Origin of the sequence: Streptococcus cristatus ATCC 51100, assembly GCF_000222765.1 — a bacterium.
GTDB classification, from domain to species: Bacteria; Bacillota; Bacilli; order Lactobacillales; family Streptococcaceae; genus Streptococcus; species Streptococcus cristatus.
Genome location: NZ_AFUE01000007.1, coordinates 1 through 19,558, shown reverse-complemented (window position 1 = coordinate 19,558; position 19,558 = coordinate 1). Strand labels below are relative to the sequence as shown.

At 43.3% G+C, this 19,558-nt stretch carries 14 protein-coding genes, 1 tRNA gene, 2 rRNA genes and 1 pseudogene; 16 read left to right on the top strand and 2 right to left on the bottom strand.

Annotation, left to right across the window (positions count from 1 at the left end; genetic code table 11):
* Nucleotides 1-3: 3 nt before the first annotated feature.
* Together HMPREF9960_RS05600 and HMPREF9960_RS05595 are read left to right on the top strand one after the other, a co-directional pair.
* Nucleotides 4-1,404, top strand: coding sequence for a bifunctional Cof-type HAD-IIB family hydrolase/peptidylprolyl isomerase (locus tag HMPREF9960_RS05600; RefSeq protein ID WP_037586248.1), 1,401 nt, complete (start codon nt 4-6; stop codon nt 1,402-1,404).
* Nucleotides 1,404-1,766, top strand: a complete 363-nt coding sequence (locus HMPREF9960_RS05595) for a S1 RNA-binding domain-containing protein (RefSeq protein ID WP_005591890.1) — start codon at nt 1,404-1,406, stop codon at nt 1,764-1,766. The genes HMPREF9960_RS05600 and HMPREF9960_RS05595 overlap by 1 nt, the downstream gene beginning before the upstream one ends.
* Before the next feature lie 47 nt (nt 1,767-1,813).
* Here the strand turns inward: HMPREF9960_RS05595 and cysK are convergent, their stop codons facing one another.
* On the bottom strand, nt 1,814-2,743 hold the full coding sequence (gene cysK / locus HMPREF9960_RS05590; protein WP_005591891.1) for a cysteine synthase A: 930 nt from the start codon (nt 2,741-2,743) through the stop codon (nt 1,814-1,816).
* Between the two features lie 116 nt (nt 2,744-2,859).
* Entirely contained in the window at nt 2,860-3,495 is a 636-nt protein-coding gene (locus HMPREF9960_RS05585; protein ID WP_005591892.1) for a YigZ family protein, read from the bottom strand.
* A 56-nt stretch (nt 3,496-3,551) separates the two neighbouring features.
* On the opposite strand from HMPREF9960_RS05585, the gene HMPREF9960_RS05580 reads away from it, so the two are divergent.
* The 14 genes and pseudogenes from HMPREF9960_RS05580 to HMPREF9960_RS05515 form a co-directional block, all read left to right on the top strand.
* A complete protein-coding gene (locus tag HMPREF9960_RS05580) occupies nt 3,552-4,853 on the top strand; it encodes an ATP-dependent helicase ComFA (RefSeq protein ID WP_005591893.1) in 1,302 nt (433 codons plus the stop codon).
* Nucleotides 4,850-5,515, top strand: coding sequence for a ComF family protein (locus HMPREF9960_RS05575; protein ID WP_005591894.1), 666 nt, complete (start codon nt 4,850-4,852; stop codon nt 5,513-5,515). Before HMPREF9960_RS05580 ends, HMPREF9960_RS05575 begins: the two co-directional genes overlap by 4 nt.
* A gap of 81 nt (nt 5,516-5,596) precedes the next feature.
* Nucleotides 5,597-6,139: a ribosome hibernation-promoting factor, HPF/YfiA family gene (hpf, locus tag HMPREF9960_RS05570; RefSeq protein WP_005591895.1), complete on the top strand. Its 543-nt coding sequence runs from the start codon at nt 5,597-5,599 to the stop codon at nt 6,137-6,139.
* Between the two features lie 149 nt (nt 6,140-6,288).
* Nucleotides 6,289-9,402: a pilus expression-regulating Snf2 family helicase gene (locus HMPREF9960_RS05565; RefSeq protein ID WP_005591896.1), complete on the top strand. Its 3,114-nt coding sequence runs from the start codon at nt 6,289-6,291 to the stop codon at nt 9,400-9,402.
* Between the two features lie 41 nt (nt 9,403-9,443).
* Nucleotides 9,444-10,115, top strand: coding sequence for a divisome accessory protein ZapJ (gene zapJ / locus HMPREF9960_RS05560; RefSeq protein WP_005591897.1), 672 nt, complete (start codon nt 9,444-9,446; stop codon nt 10,113-10,115).
* A 32-nt stretch (nt 10,116-10,147) separates the two neighbouring features.
* Nucleotides 10,148-11,482: a UDP-N-acetylmuramate--L-alanine ligase gene (gene murC / locus HMPREF9960_RS05555; protein ID WP_005591898.1), complete on the top strand. Its 1,335-nt coding sequence runs from the start codon at nt 10,148-10,150 to the stop codon at nt 11,480-11,482.
* A gap of 11 nt (nt 11,483-11,493) precedes the next feature.
* Nucleotides 11,494-12,006, top strand: a complete 513-nt coding sequence (locus tag HMPREF9960_RS05550) for a GNAT family N-acetyltransferase (protein WP_005591899.1) — start codon at nt 11,494-11,496, stop codon at nt 12,004-12,006.
* Nucleotides 12,006-12,503: a GNAT family N-acetyltransferase gene (locus HMPREF9960_RS05545; protein ID WP_005591900.1), complete on the top strand. Its 498-nt coding sequence runs from the start codon at nt 12,006-12,008 to the stop codon at nt 12,501-12,503. Before HMPREF9960_RS05550 ends, HMPREF9960_RS05545 begins: the two co-directional genes overlap by 1 nt.
* Before the next feature lie 64 nt (nt 12,504-12,567).
* Nucleotides 12,568-14,369: pseudogene (gene mltG / locus HMPREF9960_RS05540) on the top strand (endolytic transglycosylase MltG).
* Between the two features lie 64 nt (nt 14,370-14,433).
* Complete coding sequence (gene greA / locus HMPREF9960_RS05535) at nt 14,434-14,916, top strand: transcription elongation factor GreA (protein ID WP_005592281.1); 483 nt, start codon at nt 14,434-14,436, stop codon at nt 14,914-14,916.
* Between the two features lie 77 nt (nt 14,917-14,993).
* Nucleotides 14,994-15,623 carry an endonuclease III gene (nth, locus tag HMPREF9960_RS05530; protein ID WP_005591903.1) on the top strand — a complete coding sequence of 210 codons (630 nt, stop codon included), beginning with the start codon at nt 14,994-14,996 and terminating at the stop codon, nt 15,621-15,623.
* Nucleotides 15,624-16,033: 410 nt separating this feature from the next.
* Nucleotides 16,034-17,581, top strand: a 16S ribosomal RNA gene (locus HMPREF9960_RS05525).
* 53 nt (nt 17,582-17,634) lie between these two features.
* A tRNA-Ala gene (locus HMPREF9960_RS05520) sits at nt 17,635-17,707 on the top strand.
* A 126-nt stretch (nt 17,708-17,833) separates the two neighbouring features.
* A 23S ribosomal RNA gene (locus tag HMPREF9960_RS05515) occupies nt 17,834-19,558 on the top strand; the annotation flags it as partial.

Here is a 19,558-nt window from a genome sequence, read left to right as displayed (position 1 = left end):
AATATGAAGGCAAAATTAAAATATAAGGCGAAAAAGATTAAGATTGTTTTCTTTGATATCGATGATACTTTGCGTGTCAAGGAAACGGGCTTCATCCCAGAGTCGATCAAAGTTGTATTTAAGCAGCTGAGAGAAAAGGGAATTCTGACAGGAATTGCTTCTGGTCGTGGCATTTTTGGAGTCGTTCCAGAAATTCGTGACTTGGATCCTGATTTTTTTGTTACCTTGAATGGGGCTTATGTTGAAAATAGAAAGGGCGAAGTCATTTCAAAAACGGTCATTCCGCAAGAATGCGTGGAATCCTATATTTCTTGGACCAAGGAAGTGGGAATTGAGTACGGTTTGGTAGGCAGTCACGAAGCGGCTTTGTCTGTTCGCAATCCTATGATTTCGTCAGCAATTGATATCATTTATCCGGATCTGGCTGTCAATCCTGATTTTTACCAAGATCATGAAATCTATCAAATGTGGACTTTTGAGGATGTAGGTGACAGTTTGCAGTTGCCAGAGGATTTGGCTAAGTCCCTCCGTATAGTCCGCTGGCATGAGCATTCATCGGATGTCGTACTGAAAGAAGGTTCAAAGGCATCTGGTGTTGCCAAGGTCGTGGAGCATCTCGGTTTCAAGCCAGAAAATGTCTTAGTTTTTGGCGATGGACTTAATGATTTAGAGTTGTTTGACTATGCAGGGCTCAGCATTGCTATGGGAGTTTCCGACGAAGAGCTACAGGAAAAAGCTGATTTCGTCACAAAAACGATCGAAGAAGACGGTATTTTTGATGCTTTGGAGCAATTGGGCATGGTGGAGAAAGAATTGACCTTCCCACAGCTTCATCTTGATGAGCTGGAAGGACCAGTGGCAAAGATCAAGACAAACCATGGTGAGTTGAAGATTCAACTCTTCCCAGAGCAAGCGCCCAAAACAGTTGCCAACTTTATTGCCTTATCTAAGGATGGCTACTATGACGGAGTGATTTTCCATCGAGTTATCAAAGATTTTATGATTCAGGGGGGCGATCCGACGGGTACTGGCATGGGCGGAGAGTCCATCTATGGTGAACGCTTTGAAGACGAGTTTTCACCTGAACTTTATAATATTCGTGGTGCTCTATCAATGGCGAATGCTGGACCAAATACCAATGGCAGTCAGTTCTTTATTGTCCAAAATAGCAGTCTTCCTTATTCAACCAAGGAATTGACTCGGGGAGGATGGCCAAAGCCAATCGCTGAAGTTTATGCTAGCCAGGGTGGGACACCGCATTTGGACCGTCGACATACTGTGTTTGGCCAGTTAGTGGATGAGGCTTCTTATGAAGTTCTGGACAAGATCGCAGCAGTTGAGACAGCTTCAATGGATAAACCACTTGAGGATGTTGTCATTGAGACGATTGAGGTTATAGACTAATGAAAATCGGAGATAAGTTAAAGGGCAAAATTACTGGAATTCAGCCCTACGGTGCCTTTGTCGAACTAGAAAGCGGTCTGATCGGTCTCATTCATATTTCTGAGATTCGGACGGGCTATATTGACAATATTCACGATATTTTGAAAATCGGGGATCAGGTCCTTGTGCAGGTAGTAGATTATGATGAGTTTTCTGGTAAGGCCAGCTTATCGATGCGAACCTTGGAGGAGGAAAAACATCGTTTACCAAGACGGCATCGCTTTTCAAACGATCGTTGCAAAATTGGATTTGCACCTTTAGGTAAGCAATTGCCAATCTGGATAAGGGAAGCCAAAGCTTTTCTAAAAGAACAAAAAGAGTAAAAAATTCCTACCCAAACGGGTAGGAATTTTGTTAACTATTTTCACGATTAAGCGTCAAATTCGTAGAGAGCAGTAGATAGGTAACGTTCACCATTATCAGGTGCAAGGGCAAGGACTTTCTTGCCAGCTCCTAGTTTTTTAGCGACTTCAATGGCTGCAAAAATAGCCGCAGCAGATGAAATTCCGACTAGGAAACCTTCCTGACCGCCAATGTAGCGTCCTAATTCTAGCGCTTGATCAGAAGTCACGCGGACAATGCCATCATAGGCTGCTGTATCCAAGGTCTCTGGAATGAATCCAGCTGAAAGTCCTTGGATTTTGTGAGGACCCGGTTTCTCACCAGAAAGGATAGCAGATTCGTCTGCTTCAACCGCATAGATTTGGACATTTGGATTCGCTTTTTTAAGAGCATGAGAGACACCAGAGATAGTCCCCCCAGTTCCAACACCACCGACAAAGGCATCTAGTCCAGTTTCACCGAAAGCAGCGACAATTTCTGCTCCTGTTGTTCGTTCGTGAACTTCTGGATTGGCTGGATTGTTAAACTGCAGTGGCAACCAGCCATTTCGCTCTTGGGCGATTTCTTCTGCTTTGGCGATAGCGCCCTTCATTCCCTCGCTACCCGGAGTCAAAACTAGCTCTGCTCCATAGGCTTGAATAATCTTGCGGCGCTCCACACTCATGGTTTCTGGCATCACAATGACAACTTTGTAGCCTTTAGCTGCTCCAACCCATGAAAGGCCAATACCAGTATTTCCGCTGGTTGCTTCCACGATAGTATCGCCAGGCTTGATAAGGCCATCGCGCTCAGCCGCCTCAATCATACTGAGAGCAATCCGATCTTTGACAGAAGAGCCAGGGTTGAAGGCTTCTAACTTGACATAAACCTCAGCTGCTCCTTCAGGAACGATATTATTAAGTTTAACAATTGGCGTTCTTCCAACTAATTCTGTGATGTTTTGATAAATGTTTGCCATTTTTTCTACCTCAATACTTTAATGAGACTAGTATAAGCTGAAAGTGGCACTTTGTAAAATATAAAAAAGCTATGACCACGATAAAAATTCTTTATCACTAGGCCTAGCTGTTAAGATTATTCAACTGTTAAAGGAATTTCAACCTCGCGCAAACCTTGATCATCAATTTGGATTTTGCCATTGAAAAATTCGACTAATTTCTGTTCTAATGGTTCTTTTTCCTGCTTGTCGATATAGATGGTTGTAGCCACTAGATCTGTAAACTCTGTATCGAATTCGGTCAGATCTTCGGCTTTCAAAAAGTTATCGAAGTTTTGGTACTGGCTGTAAGACATTTTGAGACGCAAACCGGCCTGTTCCTTAATTTCGATGAGACCAATTTCTTTGATTGCCAAGGCGACACTACCTGCATAAGCCCGAATGAGCCCACCAGCTCCTAGTTTGATCCCGCCAAAATAGCGCGTGACCACAAAGCAGACATTGGTCAGTTGGTGATTTTCCATGACACCGAGCATAGGAACGCCCGCTGTACCGCTGGGCTCACCGTCATCACTAGTTCGTTTGATCTCGCTTTTCTCCCCTACAATAAAAGCAGAGCAATTATGAGTGGCTTTATAGTGCTCTTTTTTGATGGCAGCAATAAAATCCCTGGCTTCCTCTTCTGAGTAAACGCGCTTGGCGTGGCAAATGAAGCGAGATTTTTTAATTTCTTCCTGGGCTTGACCGTCTTGTCTAATTGTTCTATATTCCATAGTTTTATTGTACACAAAAAAATGGATTTTTCCAAAAGTTTTACGAATAAAAAAGTATGTTAGAAATAAAAGATTGCCTAGGTAGGATATTTACAAAGGATCAGCTCAGCCCTGAGCTGCGCTTGCAGGCCCAGCAGATGCTCAGTATGCGAGAGGAAAGGAGGAAATTATTTTGCGGCTGCTGTGGTTCTAAAGTGGACAAGGAGAACTACCAGCTACCTGTCAATGCCTACTATTGTAGGGAATGTCTGATTTTGGGGCGAGTTCGGAGTGATCAAGAACTCTACTATTTTCCACAGGAAGCTTTTCCTAAAAATCAGGTACTCAAGTGGCAGGGACAATTAACGACCTTTCAAGAGAAAGTTTCTCAGGGACTGTTAGAGTCAGTTGCTCAAAAGCAGAATAGCCTAGTCCATGCAGTGACTGGGGCGGGCAAAACGGAAATGATTTATCAGGTGATTGCAGAAGTGATTGACCATGGAGGTGCCGTTTGTCTAGCCAGCCCTCGGATTGATGTCTGTTTGGAGCTTTATCGCCGGCTCCAGCTGGATTTTGCCTGTCCTATTTCACTTTTGCATGGTGAATCCGAGCCATATTTTCGCAGTCCCTTGGTCATTGCCACTACCCATCAGCTCCTCAAATTTTATCGAGCTTTTGATTTGTTGATTGTGGATGAAGTAGATGCTTTTCCTTATGTGGACAATCCTGTGCTCTACCATGCCGTGGAGCAGTCGGTCAAGGAGAAGGGAACGACAATTTTCTTAACTGCCACTTCGACGGATGAGCTGGATAAAAAAGTCCAAAAAGGAGAATTAAAACGCCTTAGTCTTCCTCGGCGCTTCCATGGGAATCCTTTGATTGTGCCCCAAAAAGTTTGGCTGGCAGATTTTCAAAAATATTTGGCGAAAAAGAAATTGCCGCCTAAACTGAAAAAATATATCGAGAGACAGAGAAAAACAGGCTTTCCCTTACTGATCTTTGCCTCGGAAATCAAAAGAGGTCAAGAATTTGCGCAAGTTTTGGAGGAGATATTTCCAGCGGAAAGAGTCGGATTTGTGGCTTCGACAACTGAAAATCGTCTAGAAATCGTTGAAGAGTTTCGCAAACGAGAAATTACTATTCTAGTCACGACGACCATCCTAGAGCGTGGTGTGACCTTTCCCTGTGTAGATGTCTTTGTTCTGGAAGCCAACCATCGCCTCTTTAGTCGTAGCGCCTTGGTTCAGATTTCTGGCCGAGTGGGACGTAGTATGGAGAGGCCAACGGGAGATTTATTCTTCTTTCACGATGGTACCACACATTCAATCGAAAAAGCGATTCGTGAAATCAAACTGATGAACAAGGAGGCCGGCCTATGAGAAATTGCTTGTTATGCAGCCAGGCAGTAGAAGAAAATAGGACTTTTTCTTCCTTGATTTTATTACAAAAAGAGCAAAATACAATTTGTAAACATTGTCGAGCAGGATTTGAAGCGATTTCCTCTATCCATTGCCCACGTTGCTGGAAGGATGGGGAAGCGAAAGTCTGCTCGGATTGTCAAATATGGGAAACGCAAGGCTATTTGGTGCAGCATCAGGCTTGCTTTCTTTATAATGATTTGATGAAGGATTTCTTCAGCAAATACAAGTTTCAAGGAGATTATCTTCTGAGATTTGTTTTTGCGGAAGTTCTCAAAAAAAGTCTCAGAAACTTCAAAGAATATACTCTGGTTCCTATTCCAGTCAGCCCTGAAAAATACCAAAGTCGAGGTTTTAATCAGGTGGAAGGCTTCTTGCAAGCGGCTGGTTTGCCTTATAAACAGTTGCTGGAAAAGCAGGATGCGCTTGCCCAATCCAGTAAAAATCGCCAAGAACGTTTAAAAAGCCAGCAATGTTTTACATTGGTAAAAGATGTCCTTCTGCCAGAAAAAATTCTTCTGATAGATGATGTATATACGACTGGAAAAACCTTGCAATTAGCTCGAGAATTATTGCTGGAAGCAGGTGTGAAAGAAGTTTTGACATTTTCACTCGCAAGATAAGAAAATATTTGCAAAAAAAGAATGAAAGCGTTATAATGATATTGTAAATAAAACATTTATGTTTAGAAAGAAGGTACTTATATGCTTAAATATAGTATCCGTGGTGAAAACCTAGAAGTAACTGATGCTCTCCGTGACTACGTAGTTTCTAAACTTGAGAAGATTGAGAAGTATTTCCAAGCAGAGCAAGAACTTGATGCACGGATAAATTTGAAAGTGTACCGGGAGAAGACGGCGAAAGTCGAAGTAACGATTCCTCTTGGTTCTATTACCCTTCGGGCAGAAGATGTTTCGCAAGATATGTACGGATCTATCGACCTAGTTATCGATAAGATTGAACGTCAGATTCGTAAGAATAAGACAAAAATTGAAAAGAAAAACCGGAACAAGGTTGCAACTAGCCAGTTGTTCACTGATGCTTTAGTAGAAGACGCTGATGCAGCATCTTCCAAAGTAGTACGTTCTAAGCATATTGATTTGAAACCAATGGATCTAGATGAAGCTATTTTGCAAATGGATTTGTTGGGACATGACTTCTTCATCTACACAGATGTTGAAGATAGTACAACGAATGTTATCTATCGTCGTGAAGATGGAGATATCGGTTTGTTAGAAGTAAAATAATGTAAAAGAGCTGTCCAATGGACGGCTCTTTGTTGTAGAGAAAGCTCTCGCTTATTCTACTTCAAAGAATGTTTGCAAATAAAGAAATTCTATTTTATTTTTATAGCTGTCCTATGGTATAATAAAGGGATAAATGTTAGGTGGTAGGTATGGCTAAATTAATTCCAGGTAAAATTCGAACGGAAGGAATTGCCCTCTGTGACAGCAAAAAAGTCGAAATTCTTGACGTCAAAGATTCCTTTTTATACACGCGCGTGGATCAGTACAATCTACGCTATAGTCTAGATGATGATGCAGTTTTCTGCTCCTGTGATTTTTTTCAAAAGAAGAAGTACTGTGCCCATCTGGCTGCCTTGGAATATTTTTTGAAAAATGATTCGGTGGGTAAAGATCTGCTGGCGAAGATGACAGACAAAGAGTCTTCTAGTCAGGAAGCCCAGAAATTGGTTTCTTTTGGTAGCCTTTTTTTGGATAAGATTTTGCTAGATAAATCCAGTCAGCAAATGCGTTATGAGCTATCAGCGACTGGACAGGAAGATGCTTACACAGGACAATTTTTATGGAGCCTGCGGATTAGCCGTCTGCCGGATGAGCGCTCTTATGTAGTGCGTGATATTTTGTCCTTTTTGAGAACCTTGAATAAGGGTGGGCATTATCAAATCGGTAAGAACTACTATGAGCCTATCCGAATGGAGAATTTTGATGAAGCTAGTCAAGACCTACTAGAATTTTTACGAGGCTTGGTGACGGATTATAAGGGACAGGACTCTTCGTTGGTCTTTCCCAATGCTGGGCGGCACCTTTATTTTCCAGCCAGTCTTTTTGAGGAAGGCGTGACTCGCTTGATGAATCTCACTTCGTTTCGTTTGGAATATAGCTTTTATGATTATGCTGAGGTATTTTTCCAAGATTTGCATGAAGAGGCGGAGATTTATCAGTTTGAGGTGCAAGAACGGGAAAACTTTTTTGAGCTGCTGATATCTGAAAAGAATTATAAGCTGCTCTATGGGGGGCAATTTATCTTTCATAATCAGACCTTCTATCAACTGACAGCTCAGCAGACCAAGTTAGTCAAGGCATTACAGGAATTGCCGATTGAGCAAGAGCGCGTCAAGCGCCTGCAGTTTGATGTGTCTGAGCAGTCCAAACTGGCAGTGAGTCTGCTTGAGTTTAAAAAAATTGGCCGTGTGACAGCACCTGAGCGACTGTTCATTCATGATTTTACCGTGGATTTCAATTTTTATTTAGGGGCTGACAAGCAAGTATTGCTGGATCTTGTCTTTGATTATGGTAGTCAGACTGTAACCAGTCGTGAAGAGCTGATAAATCTACCTTTTGCCAGCAATTTTGAGCGGGAACAGCAAGTTTTTAAAGCAATGCTGGAGGCAGGTTTTGCAGATGATTTTATCAGCCAGCGTCCGCCTTTACGACCCGAAGAAATTTACCGTTTCTTCTCTGTCTTGATTCCGCGCTTTAGAGCATTGGGCAATGTCTACTTGTCAGATGAGCTGCAGAGTCTATCACAAACAGCACCTCCGAAGGTTTCCATCAGTATGAATGGTGGGCTCTTGGATATTGGCTTTGATTTTACTGGTATCGATCAGTCTGAGGTAGATGATGTTCTAGATTCGTTGTTGAGCCAAAAGGATTACTTTATCAGCAAGACGGGTCAAGTTGTGATTTTTGATGAGAATAGTAAGCGAATCAGCCAGACCTTGCAACAATTGAGAAGCAAACACTCCCGAAATGGGGTCATCCAAACGCATAGCCTGGCTGCCTATCAACTCTCTGAATTGTTCAAAGATCAGGAAAGGGTTGACTTGTCGGAGGATTTTCGCCAGCTGGCTTATGATTTGACCCACCCAGAGGATTTTCCTCTGCCTAAGCTGAAAGTTCAGGCAGAGCTTCGAGGTTATCAAGAAACGGGTGTAAAATGGCTATCCATTCTGAATAAATATGGATTTGGTGGCATTCTAGCCGATGACATGGGCTTGGGAAAGACCCTTCAGACCATTTCTTTCTTGACTGCTCATTTGACCAAGTCTAAGAAAGTTTTGATTTTGGCGCCGTCGAGTCTAATTTACAACTGGAGCGATGAGTTTGCCAAATTTGCTCCAGACCTAGATGTCGCTGTTGTGTATGGACTGAAAAATGTTCGAGATGCTGTGATTGCGGAAGACCATCAGATTACCATTACCAGTTATGCTTCCTTCAGACAAGATGTTGAAGAGTATAAAGGACTTCATTTTGACTATTTGGTATTGGACGAAGCGCAGGTCATGAAGAATGACCAGAGCAAGATTGCTCAATATCTGAGAGCATTTGAGGTGGAGCGGACTTATGCCTTGTCTGGCACGCCGATTGAAAATCATCTCGGCGAACTTTGGTCAATTTTTCAGATCGTCCTTCCGGGCTTATTACCGAGCAAGAAAGCTTTTTTGAAGATGCCGGCAGAAACGGTTGCGCGCTATATTAAACCCTTTGTCATGAGGCGTAAGAAAGAAGAAGTCTTGCAGGAGCTTCCTGATTTGATTGAGATTTCTTATCGTAATGAACTCGCAGACAGCCAGAAAACGATTTATCTAGCTCTGCTCAAGCAAATGCAGGAGCGAATTCTCCATGCAACAGAGGAGGAAATCAATCGTAGTAAAATCGAAATTTTGTCTGGTCTTATGCGACTCCGTCAAATCTGTGATACTCCCAAGCTTTTTATGGATGATTACGATGGGGAAAGCGGCAAGCTGGAAAGTTTACGTGAGCTGTTGGAGCAGATCCAAGACGGTGAACATCGTGTTCTGATATTTTCACAATTCCGTGGCATGCTGGATATTATCGAGCAAGAACTGAACCAGATGGGAATGGAGTCCTTCAAAATCACAGGCTCAACTCCAGCAAAAGAACGTCAGGAGATGACCAAAGCCTTTAATCAAGGAGAAAGATCAGCCTTCCTGATTTCTCTTAAAGCTGGTGGTGTCGGTCTCAATCTAACTGGTGCAAATACTGTTATTTTAGTGGATCTTTGGTGGAATCCTGCAGTAGAAGCCCAAGCTATTGGTCGGGCTCATCGCATCGGTCAGGAACGGAATGTAAAAGTTTATCGTATGATTACACGGGGGACTATTGAAGAAAAAATTCAGGAATTACAGGACACCAAACGAAATCTAGTTTCAACGATTCTAGATGGTGCAGAGTCTCGCTCTAGTCTTTCGATGGAAGAAATTCGAGAAATTCTTGGAATTTCATCTGAATCGCTTGAAAAATAGTTTGAATAGTTTATAATAATGAAGAGTTGAAAGGACATGCTATGACAAATACTAAATTTCCTATAATTGCTGATGACGAAATCATGTTGACAGAAATGCCACACATGAATTTGTACGATGAGTTGGATCTGATTAGCAACATTAAAGGGGACTATCAGGACCGTAATTATTTAGAATGGATGCCGATTGCTAAGCCAGAAAATCCTGCTCATGCTACTCCTAGTCAAACTGTAAGTAAAGCTAGAAAGAAGCAAGCTCCAGTTACGGACTTTAAAAAGCCGATTGATAAGAAAGATCCAGCTATTCGCTATGCTGAGCAAGCACGAGAGGAAGCTCGGGCTGATCTGAGGAAAAAACGTTCAGCTGCTTATTTGACGAGCAAGCTCCCAAATAAGGTTCGTAGTCGGAAGGTGGCACCTCCTTTTGAGGGAAATCCAGTTAAACCAACAGCCCCTTTCCAAAAGGAAAATCCAGGTGAGTTAACGAAGTTCAGTGATAAGCTAAAGCAAGATAGCTACATATTAGCAGATGTTCAGTCTCAACCTCTCATAGAAGTACCAACGAATCCAGAAAAAAAGAAAAAGAATAACTACGATTTTCTCAAAACCAGCCAAGTCTATAACAAGGGCAAGAAGCGAGAAAAACACAATAAGCATAAAAAAGCACAGGAATTGGACATCACCAAGTTGAGTTCAGATGCCCAAGGACAATAAGGCTTCAGTTGTTTAAGATTTAAGGAGTAATCATGACGAAAACCTATCATTTTATCGGAATTAAGGGCTCAGGTATGAGCGCTTTGGCTTTGATGTTGCATCAGATGGGCCATAAGGTTCAGGGAAGCGATGTTGATAAATATTATTTCACTCAGCGTGGTCTGGAGCAGGCTGGGATTCCCATTTTGCCTTTCGATGAGAAAAATCTCCAGTCAGATTTTGAAATTATTGCCGGTAATGCCTTCCGTCCAGATAACAATGTGGAAATTGCCTATGCAGATGCCAATGGTATTAGCTACAAGCGCTACCATGAATTTTTGGGTAGCTTTATGCGTGACTTTGTCAGCTTAGGAGTAGCAGGTGCTCACGGGAAAACTTCGACAACGGGTATTCTTTCTCATGTTCTGTCTAATATCACAGATACTAGCTATCTAATTGGGGATGGTACAGGTCGCGGTTCTGCTAATGCCAAGTATTTTGTCTTTGAATCAGACGAGTACGAACGTCATTTTATGCCTTATCATCCGGAATATTCGATCATCACCAATATTGACTTCGATCATCCGGATTATTTCACAAGCTTGGAAGATGTCTTTAATGCTTTCAATGATTACGCCAAGCAGATTACAAAAGGACTCTTCGTTTATGGAGAAGACGAGCAACTACGCCGTATTACTTCAAATGCGCCGATTTACTACTATGGTTTCAAGGAAGAAGGCAACGACTTTGTTGCTCACGACCTCTTGCGTTCTACTAGTGGTTCAGGCTTTAAAGTTTCCTTCCGTGGGCAAGAGCTGGGTGAGTTCCAGATTCCAAGCTTTGGCCGTCACAACATTATGAATGCGACAGCGGTCATCGGTCTCCTCTATATTGCAGGTATTGACTTGAATCTAGTAAGGGAACATCTCAAGACCTTTAGTGGGGTTAAGCGCCGCTTTACAGAAAAGATTGTTAATGATACAGTCATTATTGATGACTTTGCCCATCATCCAACGGAAATTATTGCGACTCTGGATGCAGCTCGTCAGAAGTATCCAAGCAAGGAAATTGTGGCCATCTTCCAGCCGCACACCTTCACTCGGACCATTGCTCTCTTGGACGAATTTGCGGAAGCCCTCAATCAGGCTGACTCAGTCTATCTAGCTCAGATTTACGGATCTGCGCGTGAGGTGGATAAGGGCGATGTTAAGGTCGAAGATCTGGCTGAAAAGATTGTGAAGCGGGCCAAGGTTATTGACGTGGATAATGTTTCTCCGCTTCTTGACCACGATAATGCAGTTTATGTCTTTATGGGAGCTGGAGATATCCAGACCTATGAGTATTCCTTTGAACGTCTCTTGTCCAATCTGACTAGCAACGTTCAGTAGGAGGCACCTGGATGGAAGCACCGATTCGAATCAGACGGGCTGAATTGAACGACTGGGAGGAAATTCTTGCAATCGAGCAGCTGAATTTTCCAGCAGCAGAAGCAGTCGGTGCAGAAGTTCTCAAAGAGCGGATTGAACGCATCTCGGATACTTTTTTGCTGGCAGAGCTGCATGGTCAGCTGGCGGGCTATATTGTTGGACCAGCTGTTCAGACGCGATATTTGACAGATGATCTCTTTAGCAAGGTGGGTGTTAATCCTTCAGAAGGTGGCTTCATTGTCGTCCAAAGTCTGTCCGTCCATCCGGATTTTCAGAGGCAGGGTGTCGGAACCTTGTTGCTTGCAGCTCTCAAGGAGACAGCTGTTCAGCAAAATCGACAGGGCATTAGCCTAACCTGCCATGATGAGCTGATACCTTATTTTGAGATGAATGGTTTCGTCCACGAAGGGATTTCTGACTCAACTCATGGTGGAGCCGTCTGGTCTGATATGGTGTGGGAAAATCCAAATTTTAAGGAGAAGTGATGATTATCCGTCAAGCTCAAATGGCTGATTTAGATGCCATTTATGCTATCGAATTGGAAAATTTCAGTCCAGAAGAGGCTATTAGTCGTAAAATATTGGCAAAGCACATTGAAACGATTCCTTCAACTTTTTTGGTTGCAGAAAAAAATGGCAAGATTTTGGGCTATTTAGAAGGTCCTGTCCGACCAGAACGCTATTTAAAAGATATTTCCTTTACGGAGGACATTGAAGATTATAGCTATCTGGCTGGCGGATTTATCTCTGTGACCAGTCTATCCATTTCTAAAGAAGCACAGGGTTTAGGTGTAGGAAAAGCCTTGTTGGACACTATGAAGGAAATTGCGATTGCAGATGAACGCCACGGTATCAATCTCACTTGTCATGATTATTTGATAACCTATTATGAGAAGCATGACTTTGTCAACGAAGGCCGTTCAGCCTCAACGTATGCAGATGAAGTATGGTTTGATATGGTTTGGGAAAATCCTCAGATATAACTTTCATAAATAATATAGTTTTAAAAGTCGGATATGATTGCATTTATCTGACTTTTAAGATATAATGTTAGGGATTATGAAGAAGGAGATCAAGTTTTTGACTGAAAATTCACAGGATAACGAAAAGACGCTGAGTTTTAAAGAGAAAATTTTGAATGAGTTGGCAGCAGCCAATGGTACCCAAAATCACTCAGTTCAGGAAGAAGCGCAGCCTCTTTTAGGTAAAGAAATGGAATTGGCGGAGAGCTTGGAATCTCTCGTTTCTGCTGTTGAAAAATCTCATGAGGTTCTAGAGAAGGATACTTCAGTAGAGGAAGAACCTAGTAAGGTCAAAGTAGAAGAGCCAATGGGACAAAGCGATCCTACGGTTCATACTCAGGCAGATGTGCTAGAAAATATAGTCCGTAATTCTACGATTTCGGAAGTCCCATCAAATGTTGGTGGTCCAGGACAAGCTGATGTTGCTAAGAAGGAAAGTATAGAATATGGAGAGGTTCAAACTTCTGTGGCTCATTCGGAAGCTTATCAAGAAAAGGTAGCGCCTGTTGCAGATGAGATAAAAGAAACAGTGTTACCTGATTCAAACACTACAGATGAAAGAGAAGCTAAAAATGATTTTTCTACTGCAGAACCAACGCTAAGCCGTAGAGATGTTGCTCATGGAAAAAAACGTTCACGTGCAGATCGTACCAATAGTAGTAAAAAGAAAAACGTAAAAACGGCCTAGCCAATCGAATCGTGATGACAGTCTTGGTACTTTTCCTATTGGGCCTTGGTATTACTGGTTTTGTAGGATACAATTATGTCTCTTCCGCACTGAAACCAGTAGATGCTAAATCGACAGAATATGTGACAGTAGAGATTCCTGCCGGTTCTAGTACCAAACAAATCGGAGAGATTTTAGAAAAGAAGGGCCTGATTAAGAACGCTCAAGTCTTTAATCTTTATTCAAAAATCAGAAGTTATGGGAATTTCCAATCTGGTTACTATAATCTTCAAAAGAGTATGGATTTAGACACGATTGCTAAGCAATTACAAGAAGGTGGAACAGATACACCACAGCCTCCAGTTCTTGGCAAGATAACAATTCCTGAAGGATACACCTTGGAGCAAATTGCCGAAGCAACTACTGTCAATGCTGCAAAAACTGCGAACAAGAATACTAAAACACCATTCAGCAAGGAAGATTTTCTAAATAAAGCTCAAGATGAAGACTTTATTGCAAAAATGGCAGCTAAATATCCGCAGCTTCTAGCAACTTTGCCGAGCAAGGATAGTGGTGTTAAATATCGTCTTGAAGGTTATCTCTTCCCGGCTACTTATGATTATGGAAAAGAAACCACGATTGAAGAACTGATTGACCAAATGTTGGCTGCTATGAATACAAATCTATCGCAGTATTACTCAACAATTGAGTCTAAGAATCTGACAGTCAATGATGTTTTAACCCTCGCCTCTTTAGTTGAAAAAGAGGGATCAACTGATCAGGATCGCAAAGATATTGCGAGCGTCTTTTATAATCGTTTGAACCAAGCTATGCCACTTCAGAGCAATATTGCGCTTCTTTATGCTCAAGGAAAACTTGGTCAAAAGACAACTCTTAAAGAAGATGCTGAAATTGATACAAATCTTGACTCGCCTTATAATGTGTACAAGAAGCAAGGTTTGATGCCTGGTCCAGTAGATAGTCCAAGCCTGTCTGCTATCGAAGCTACCATTAATCCAAGTAAGACAGAGTACTTGTATTTTGTAGCAAATGTGGAAACAGGGGCTGTATATTTTGCAAATACTTACGAAGAACACGCTAAGAATGTGGAAGAACACGTTAATAGCAAATTAAACCAATCAGGTGAAAGTTCTAACTAAATTATGTGGTTTTCCACATAATTTTGTTTTATCAAAAAATAGAAAGAAGAGAGAAAATAAAGTAATGGCTGAAAAAACTTATCCTATGACCCTTGTAGAAAAGGAAAAATTAGAACAAGAATTAGAAGAATTGAAATTGGTTCGACGTCCAGAAGTAGTAGAACGCATTAAAATTGCTCGTTCTTACGGAGATTTATCAGAAAATAGTGAATATGAAGCAGCAAAGGACGAGCAGGCTTTCGTTGAAGGACAAATTTCAAGTCTGGAGACTAAAATTCGCTATGCTGTGATTGTTGATAGCGATTCGGTGGCTAAAGATGAAGTTGCCATCGGTAAAACTGTTACTATCCAGGAAGTCGGTGAGACTGAAGAAGAAGTATACATTATCGTTGGTTCAGCTGGTGCGGATGCCTTTGCGGGAAAAGTTTCAAATGAAAGCCCAATTGGTCAAGCATTGATTGGTAAGAAGACCGGTGATATTGCAACAGTAGAAACACCAGTTGGCAGTTATGACGTCAAAATCCTAAAAGTTGAAAAAACAGTCTAAGAAAGGTCGAGCAAGCTCGGCTTTTTCTTTATCAATTTATGCTATAATATAGAACAAGCAAAGGAGATTGTATACTGATGGTTTTATCAAAAAAACGAGCACGCCATGTCATCGAGGAGATCATTGCCCTATTTCCTGATGCCAAACCGAGTTTAGATTTTAGAAATCACTTTGAGCTACTCGTGGCAGTCATGTTATCCGCTCAAACGACAGATGCTGCAGTTAATAAAGCTACACCGAATCTATTTTTAGCTTATCCTACTCCAGAAGCTATGGCAGCAGCATCCGAGGCAGATATTGCCAAGCACATTTCGCGTTTAGGACTTTATCGAAATAAGGCCAAATTTCTGAAAAAATGTGCCCAGCAACTCTTAGAGCAATTTGAGGGACAAGTGCCACAGACTCGTACGGAACTAGAAAGTCTGGCGGGTGTGGGGCGCAAAACAGCTAATGTGGTTATGAGCGTAGGTTTTAGCATTCCAGCATTTGCAGTTGATACCCATGTCGAACGCATTTGTAAACATCACAATATTGTCAAAAAGTCAGCAAGTCCTTTAGAAGTTGAAAAACGTGTTATGGACGTTCTCCCGCCTGAACGCTGGCTAGCTGCGCATCAGGCTATGATCTACTTTGGTCGGGCTATTTGCCATCCTAAAAATCCAGAGTGCGATCACTATCCTCAACTTTACAATTTTGATCATGTTTAAGATAGAGTCTTAAGATACAAATTTTTACTAGGCGATGAGCGCTTTAAGGGACGTAAAAGACTGTTGCGAGAGTTAGAGAAATATTTAAGCGACTTTAGCAGCACGGTGCTATAGAGAATAGGGGAGAGGTAAGAATAGGTTACCTTTCCCTTTTAATTTATTGATTTATCAGTGATATTGATTGTGTTAGGAAGAAAAGATGAAAAAAAGATAAAAAAATTTCAAAAAAGTGTTGACAAGGGAATGGATAGGTGATATACTGATATAGTTGTCGCTTGAGAGAGCGATAAAGACCTTTGAAAACTGAACAAGACGAACCAATGTGCAGGGCACTACAACATATGTTGTAGTACTGAACAAAGAAAAAACAATAAATCTGTCAGTGACAGAAATGAGTGAGAACTCAAACTTTTAATGAGAGTTTGATCCTGGCTCAGGACGAACGCTGGCGGCGTGCCTAATACATGCAAGTAGAACGCTGAAGGAGGAGCTTGCTCTTCTGGATGAGTTGCGAACGGGTGAGTAACGCGTAGGTAACCTGCCTGGTAGCGGGGGATAACTATTGGAAACGATAGCTAATACCGCATAATATTGACTATTGCATGATAGTCAATTGAAAAGGTGCAAATGCACCACTACCAGATGGACCTGCGTTGTATTAGCTAGTTGGTGGGGTAACGGCTCACCAAGGCGACGATACATAGCCGACCTGAGAGGGTGATCGGCCACACTGGGACTGAGACACGGCCCAGACTCCTACGGGAGGCAGCAGTAGGGAATCTTCGGCAATGGACGGAAGTCTGACCGAGCAACGCCGCGTGAGTGAAGAAGGTTTTCGGATCGTAAAGCTCTGTTGTAAGAGAAGAACGAGTGTGAGAGTGGAAAGTTCACACTGTGACGGTATCTTACCAGAAAGGGACGGCTAACTACGTGCCAGCAGCCGCGGTAATACGTAGGTCCCGAGCGTTGTCCGGATTTATTGGGCGTAAAGCGAGCGCAGGCGGTTAGATAAGTCTGAAGTTAAAGGCTGTGGCTTAACCATAGTACGCTTTGGAAACTGTTTAACTTGAGTGCAGAAGGGGAGAGTGGAATTCCATGTGTAGCGGTGAAATGCGTAGATATATGGAGGAACACCGGTGGCGAAAGCGGCTCTCTGGTCTGTAACTGACGCTGAGGCTCGAAAGCGTGGGGAGCAAACAGGATTAGATACCCTGGTAGTCCACGCCGTAAACGATGAGTGCTAGGTGTTGGGTCCTTTCCGGGACTCAGTGCCGCAGCTAACGCATTAAGCACTCCGCCTGGGGAGTACGACCGCAAGGTTGAAACTCAAAGGAATTGACGGGGGCCCGCACAAGCGGTGGAGCATGTGGTTTAATTCGAAGCAACGCGAAGAACCTTACCAGGTCTTGACATCCCGGTGCCCGTCCTAGAGATAGGATTTTGCTTCGGCACACCGGTGACAGGTGGTGCATGGTTGTCGTCAGCTCGTGTCGTGAGATGTTGGGTTAAGTCCCGCAACGAGCGCAACCCTTATTGTTAGTTGCCATCATTTAGTTGGGCACTCTAGCGAGACTGCCGGTAATAAACCGGAGGAAGGTGGGGATGACGTCAAATCATCATGCCCCTTATGACCTGGGCTACGCACGTGCTACAATGGCTGGTACAACGAGTTGCAAGTCGGTGACGGCAAGCTAATCTCTTAAAGCCAGTCTCAGTTCGGATTGTAGGCTGCAACTCGCCTACATGAAGTCGGAATCGCTAGTAATCGCGGATCAGCACGCCGCGGTGAATACGTTCCCGGGCCTTGTACACACCGCCCGTCACACCACGAGAGTTTGTAACACCCGAAGTCGGTGAGGTAACCTTTCAGGAGCCAGCCGCCTAAGGTGGGATAGATGATTGGGGTGAAGTCGTAACAAGGTAGCCGTATCGGAAGGTGCGGCTGGATCACCTCCTTTCTAAGGAAAAACGGAAGCCATTGGTCGTCATGTTTAGTTTTGAGAGGTCTTGTGGGGCCTTAGCTCAGCTGGGAGAGCGCCTGCTTTGCACGCAGGAGGTCAGCGGTTCGATCCCGCTAGGCTCCATTAGGATAGTGGAAACTATTCTAAACTTGTCCATTGAAAATTGAATAACTATATCAAATAGTAACAAGAAAATAAACCGAAACGCTGTGAATATTAATGAGTTTAAGACTGAAAGGTCAAAAATAAGGTTAAGTTAGTAAGGGCGCACGGTGGATGCCTTGGCACTAGGAGCCGATGAAGGACGTGACAAACGACGAAATGCCTCGGGGAGCTGTAAGTAAGCGCAGATCCGGGGATGTCCGAATGGGGGAACCCAACAGGTACTACCTGTTACCCATCTCTGTTAAGGAGATGAGGAGGAAGACGCAGTGAACTGAAACATCTAAGTAGCTGCAGGAAGAGAAAGCAAAAGCGATTGCCTTAGTAGCGGCGAGCGAAACGGCAGGAGGGCAAACCGAAGAGTTTACTCTTCGGGGTTGTAGGACTGCAATGTGGACTCAGATTTTATAGAAGAATGACATGGGAAGGTCAGCCAAAGAGAGTAAGAGCCTCGTATTTTAAATAGAATCTGTACCTAGCAGAATCCTGAGTACGGCGGGACACGCGAAATCCCGTCGGAATCTGGGAGGACCATCTCCCAACCCTAAATACTCCCTAGTGACCGATAGTGAACCAGTACCGTGAGGGAAAGGTGAAAAGTACCCCGGAAGGGGAGTGCAATAGAACCTGAAACCGTGTGCCTACAACAAGTTCGAGCCCGTTAATGGGTGAGAGCGTGCCTTTTGTAGAATGAACCGGCGAGTTACGTTATGATGCGAGGTTAAGTTGAAGAGACGGAGCCGTAGGGAAACCGAGTCTGAATAGGGCGAGTTAGTATCATGATGTAGACCCGAAACCATGTGACCTACCCATGAGCAGGTTGAAGGTGCGGTAAAACGCACTGGAGGACCGAACCAGGGCACGTTGAAAAGTGCTTGGATGACTTGTGGGTAGCGGAGAAATTCCAAACGAACTTGGAGATAGCTGGTTCTCTCCGAAATAGCTTTAGGGCTAGCGTCGACATAGAGATTCTTGGAGGTAGAGCACTGTTTGGGTGAGGGGTCCATCCCGGATTACCAATCTCAGATAAACTCCGAATGCCAATGAATTATGGTCGGCAGTCAGACTGCGAGTGCTAAGATCCGTAGTCGAAAGAGAAACAGCCCAGACCACCAGCTAAGGTCCCAAAATAATTGTTAAGTGGAAAAGGATGTGGGGTTGCACAGACAACTAGGATGTTAGCTTAGAAGCAGCTATTCATTCAAAGAGTGCGTAATAGCTCACTAGTCGAGTGACCCTGCGCCGAAAATGTACCGGGGCTAAAACAATTTACCGAAGCTGTGGATACCTTTATAGGTATGGTAGGAGAGCGTTCTATGTGTGGAGAAGGTGTACCGTGAGGAGCGCTGGAACGCATAGAAGTGAGAATGCCGGTATGAGTAGCGAAAGATGGGTGAGAATCCCATCCACCGTAAGACTAAGGTTTCCAGGGGAAGGCTCGTCCGCCCTGGGTTAGTCGGGACCTAAGGAGAGACCGAAAGGTGTATCCGATGGACAACAGGTTGATATTCCTGTACTAGAGTATGAAGTGATGGAGGGACGCAGTAGGCTAACTCGTGCGTACGAATGGATGTACGTCTAAGCAGTGAGGCGTGGTATGAGTCAAATGCTTATACCTGTAACGTTGAGCTGTGATGGGGAGCGAAGTTTAGTAGCGAGTGAGTGATGTCACACTGCCAAGAAAAGCTTCTAGCGTTGTATCATACTCTACCCGTACCGCAAACCGACACAGGTAGTCGAGGCGAGTAGCCTCAGGTGAGCGAGAGAACTCTCGTTAAGGAACTCGGCAAAATGACCCCGTAACTTCGGGAG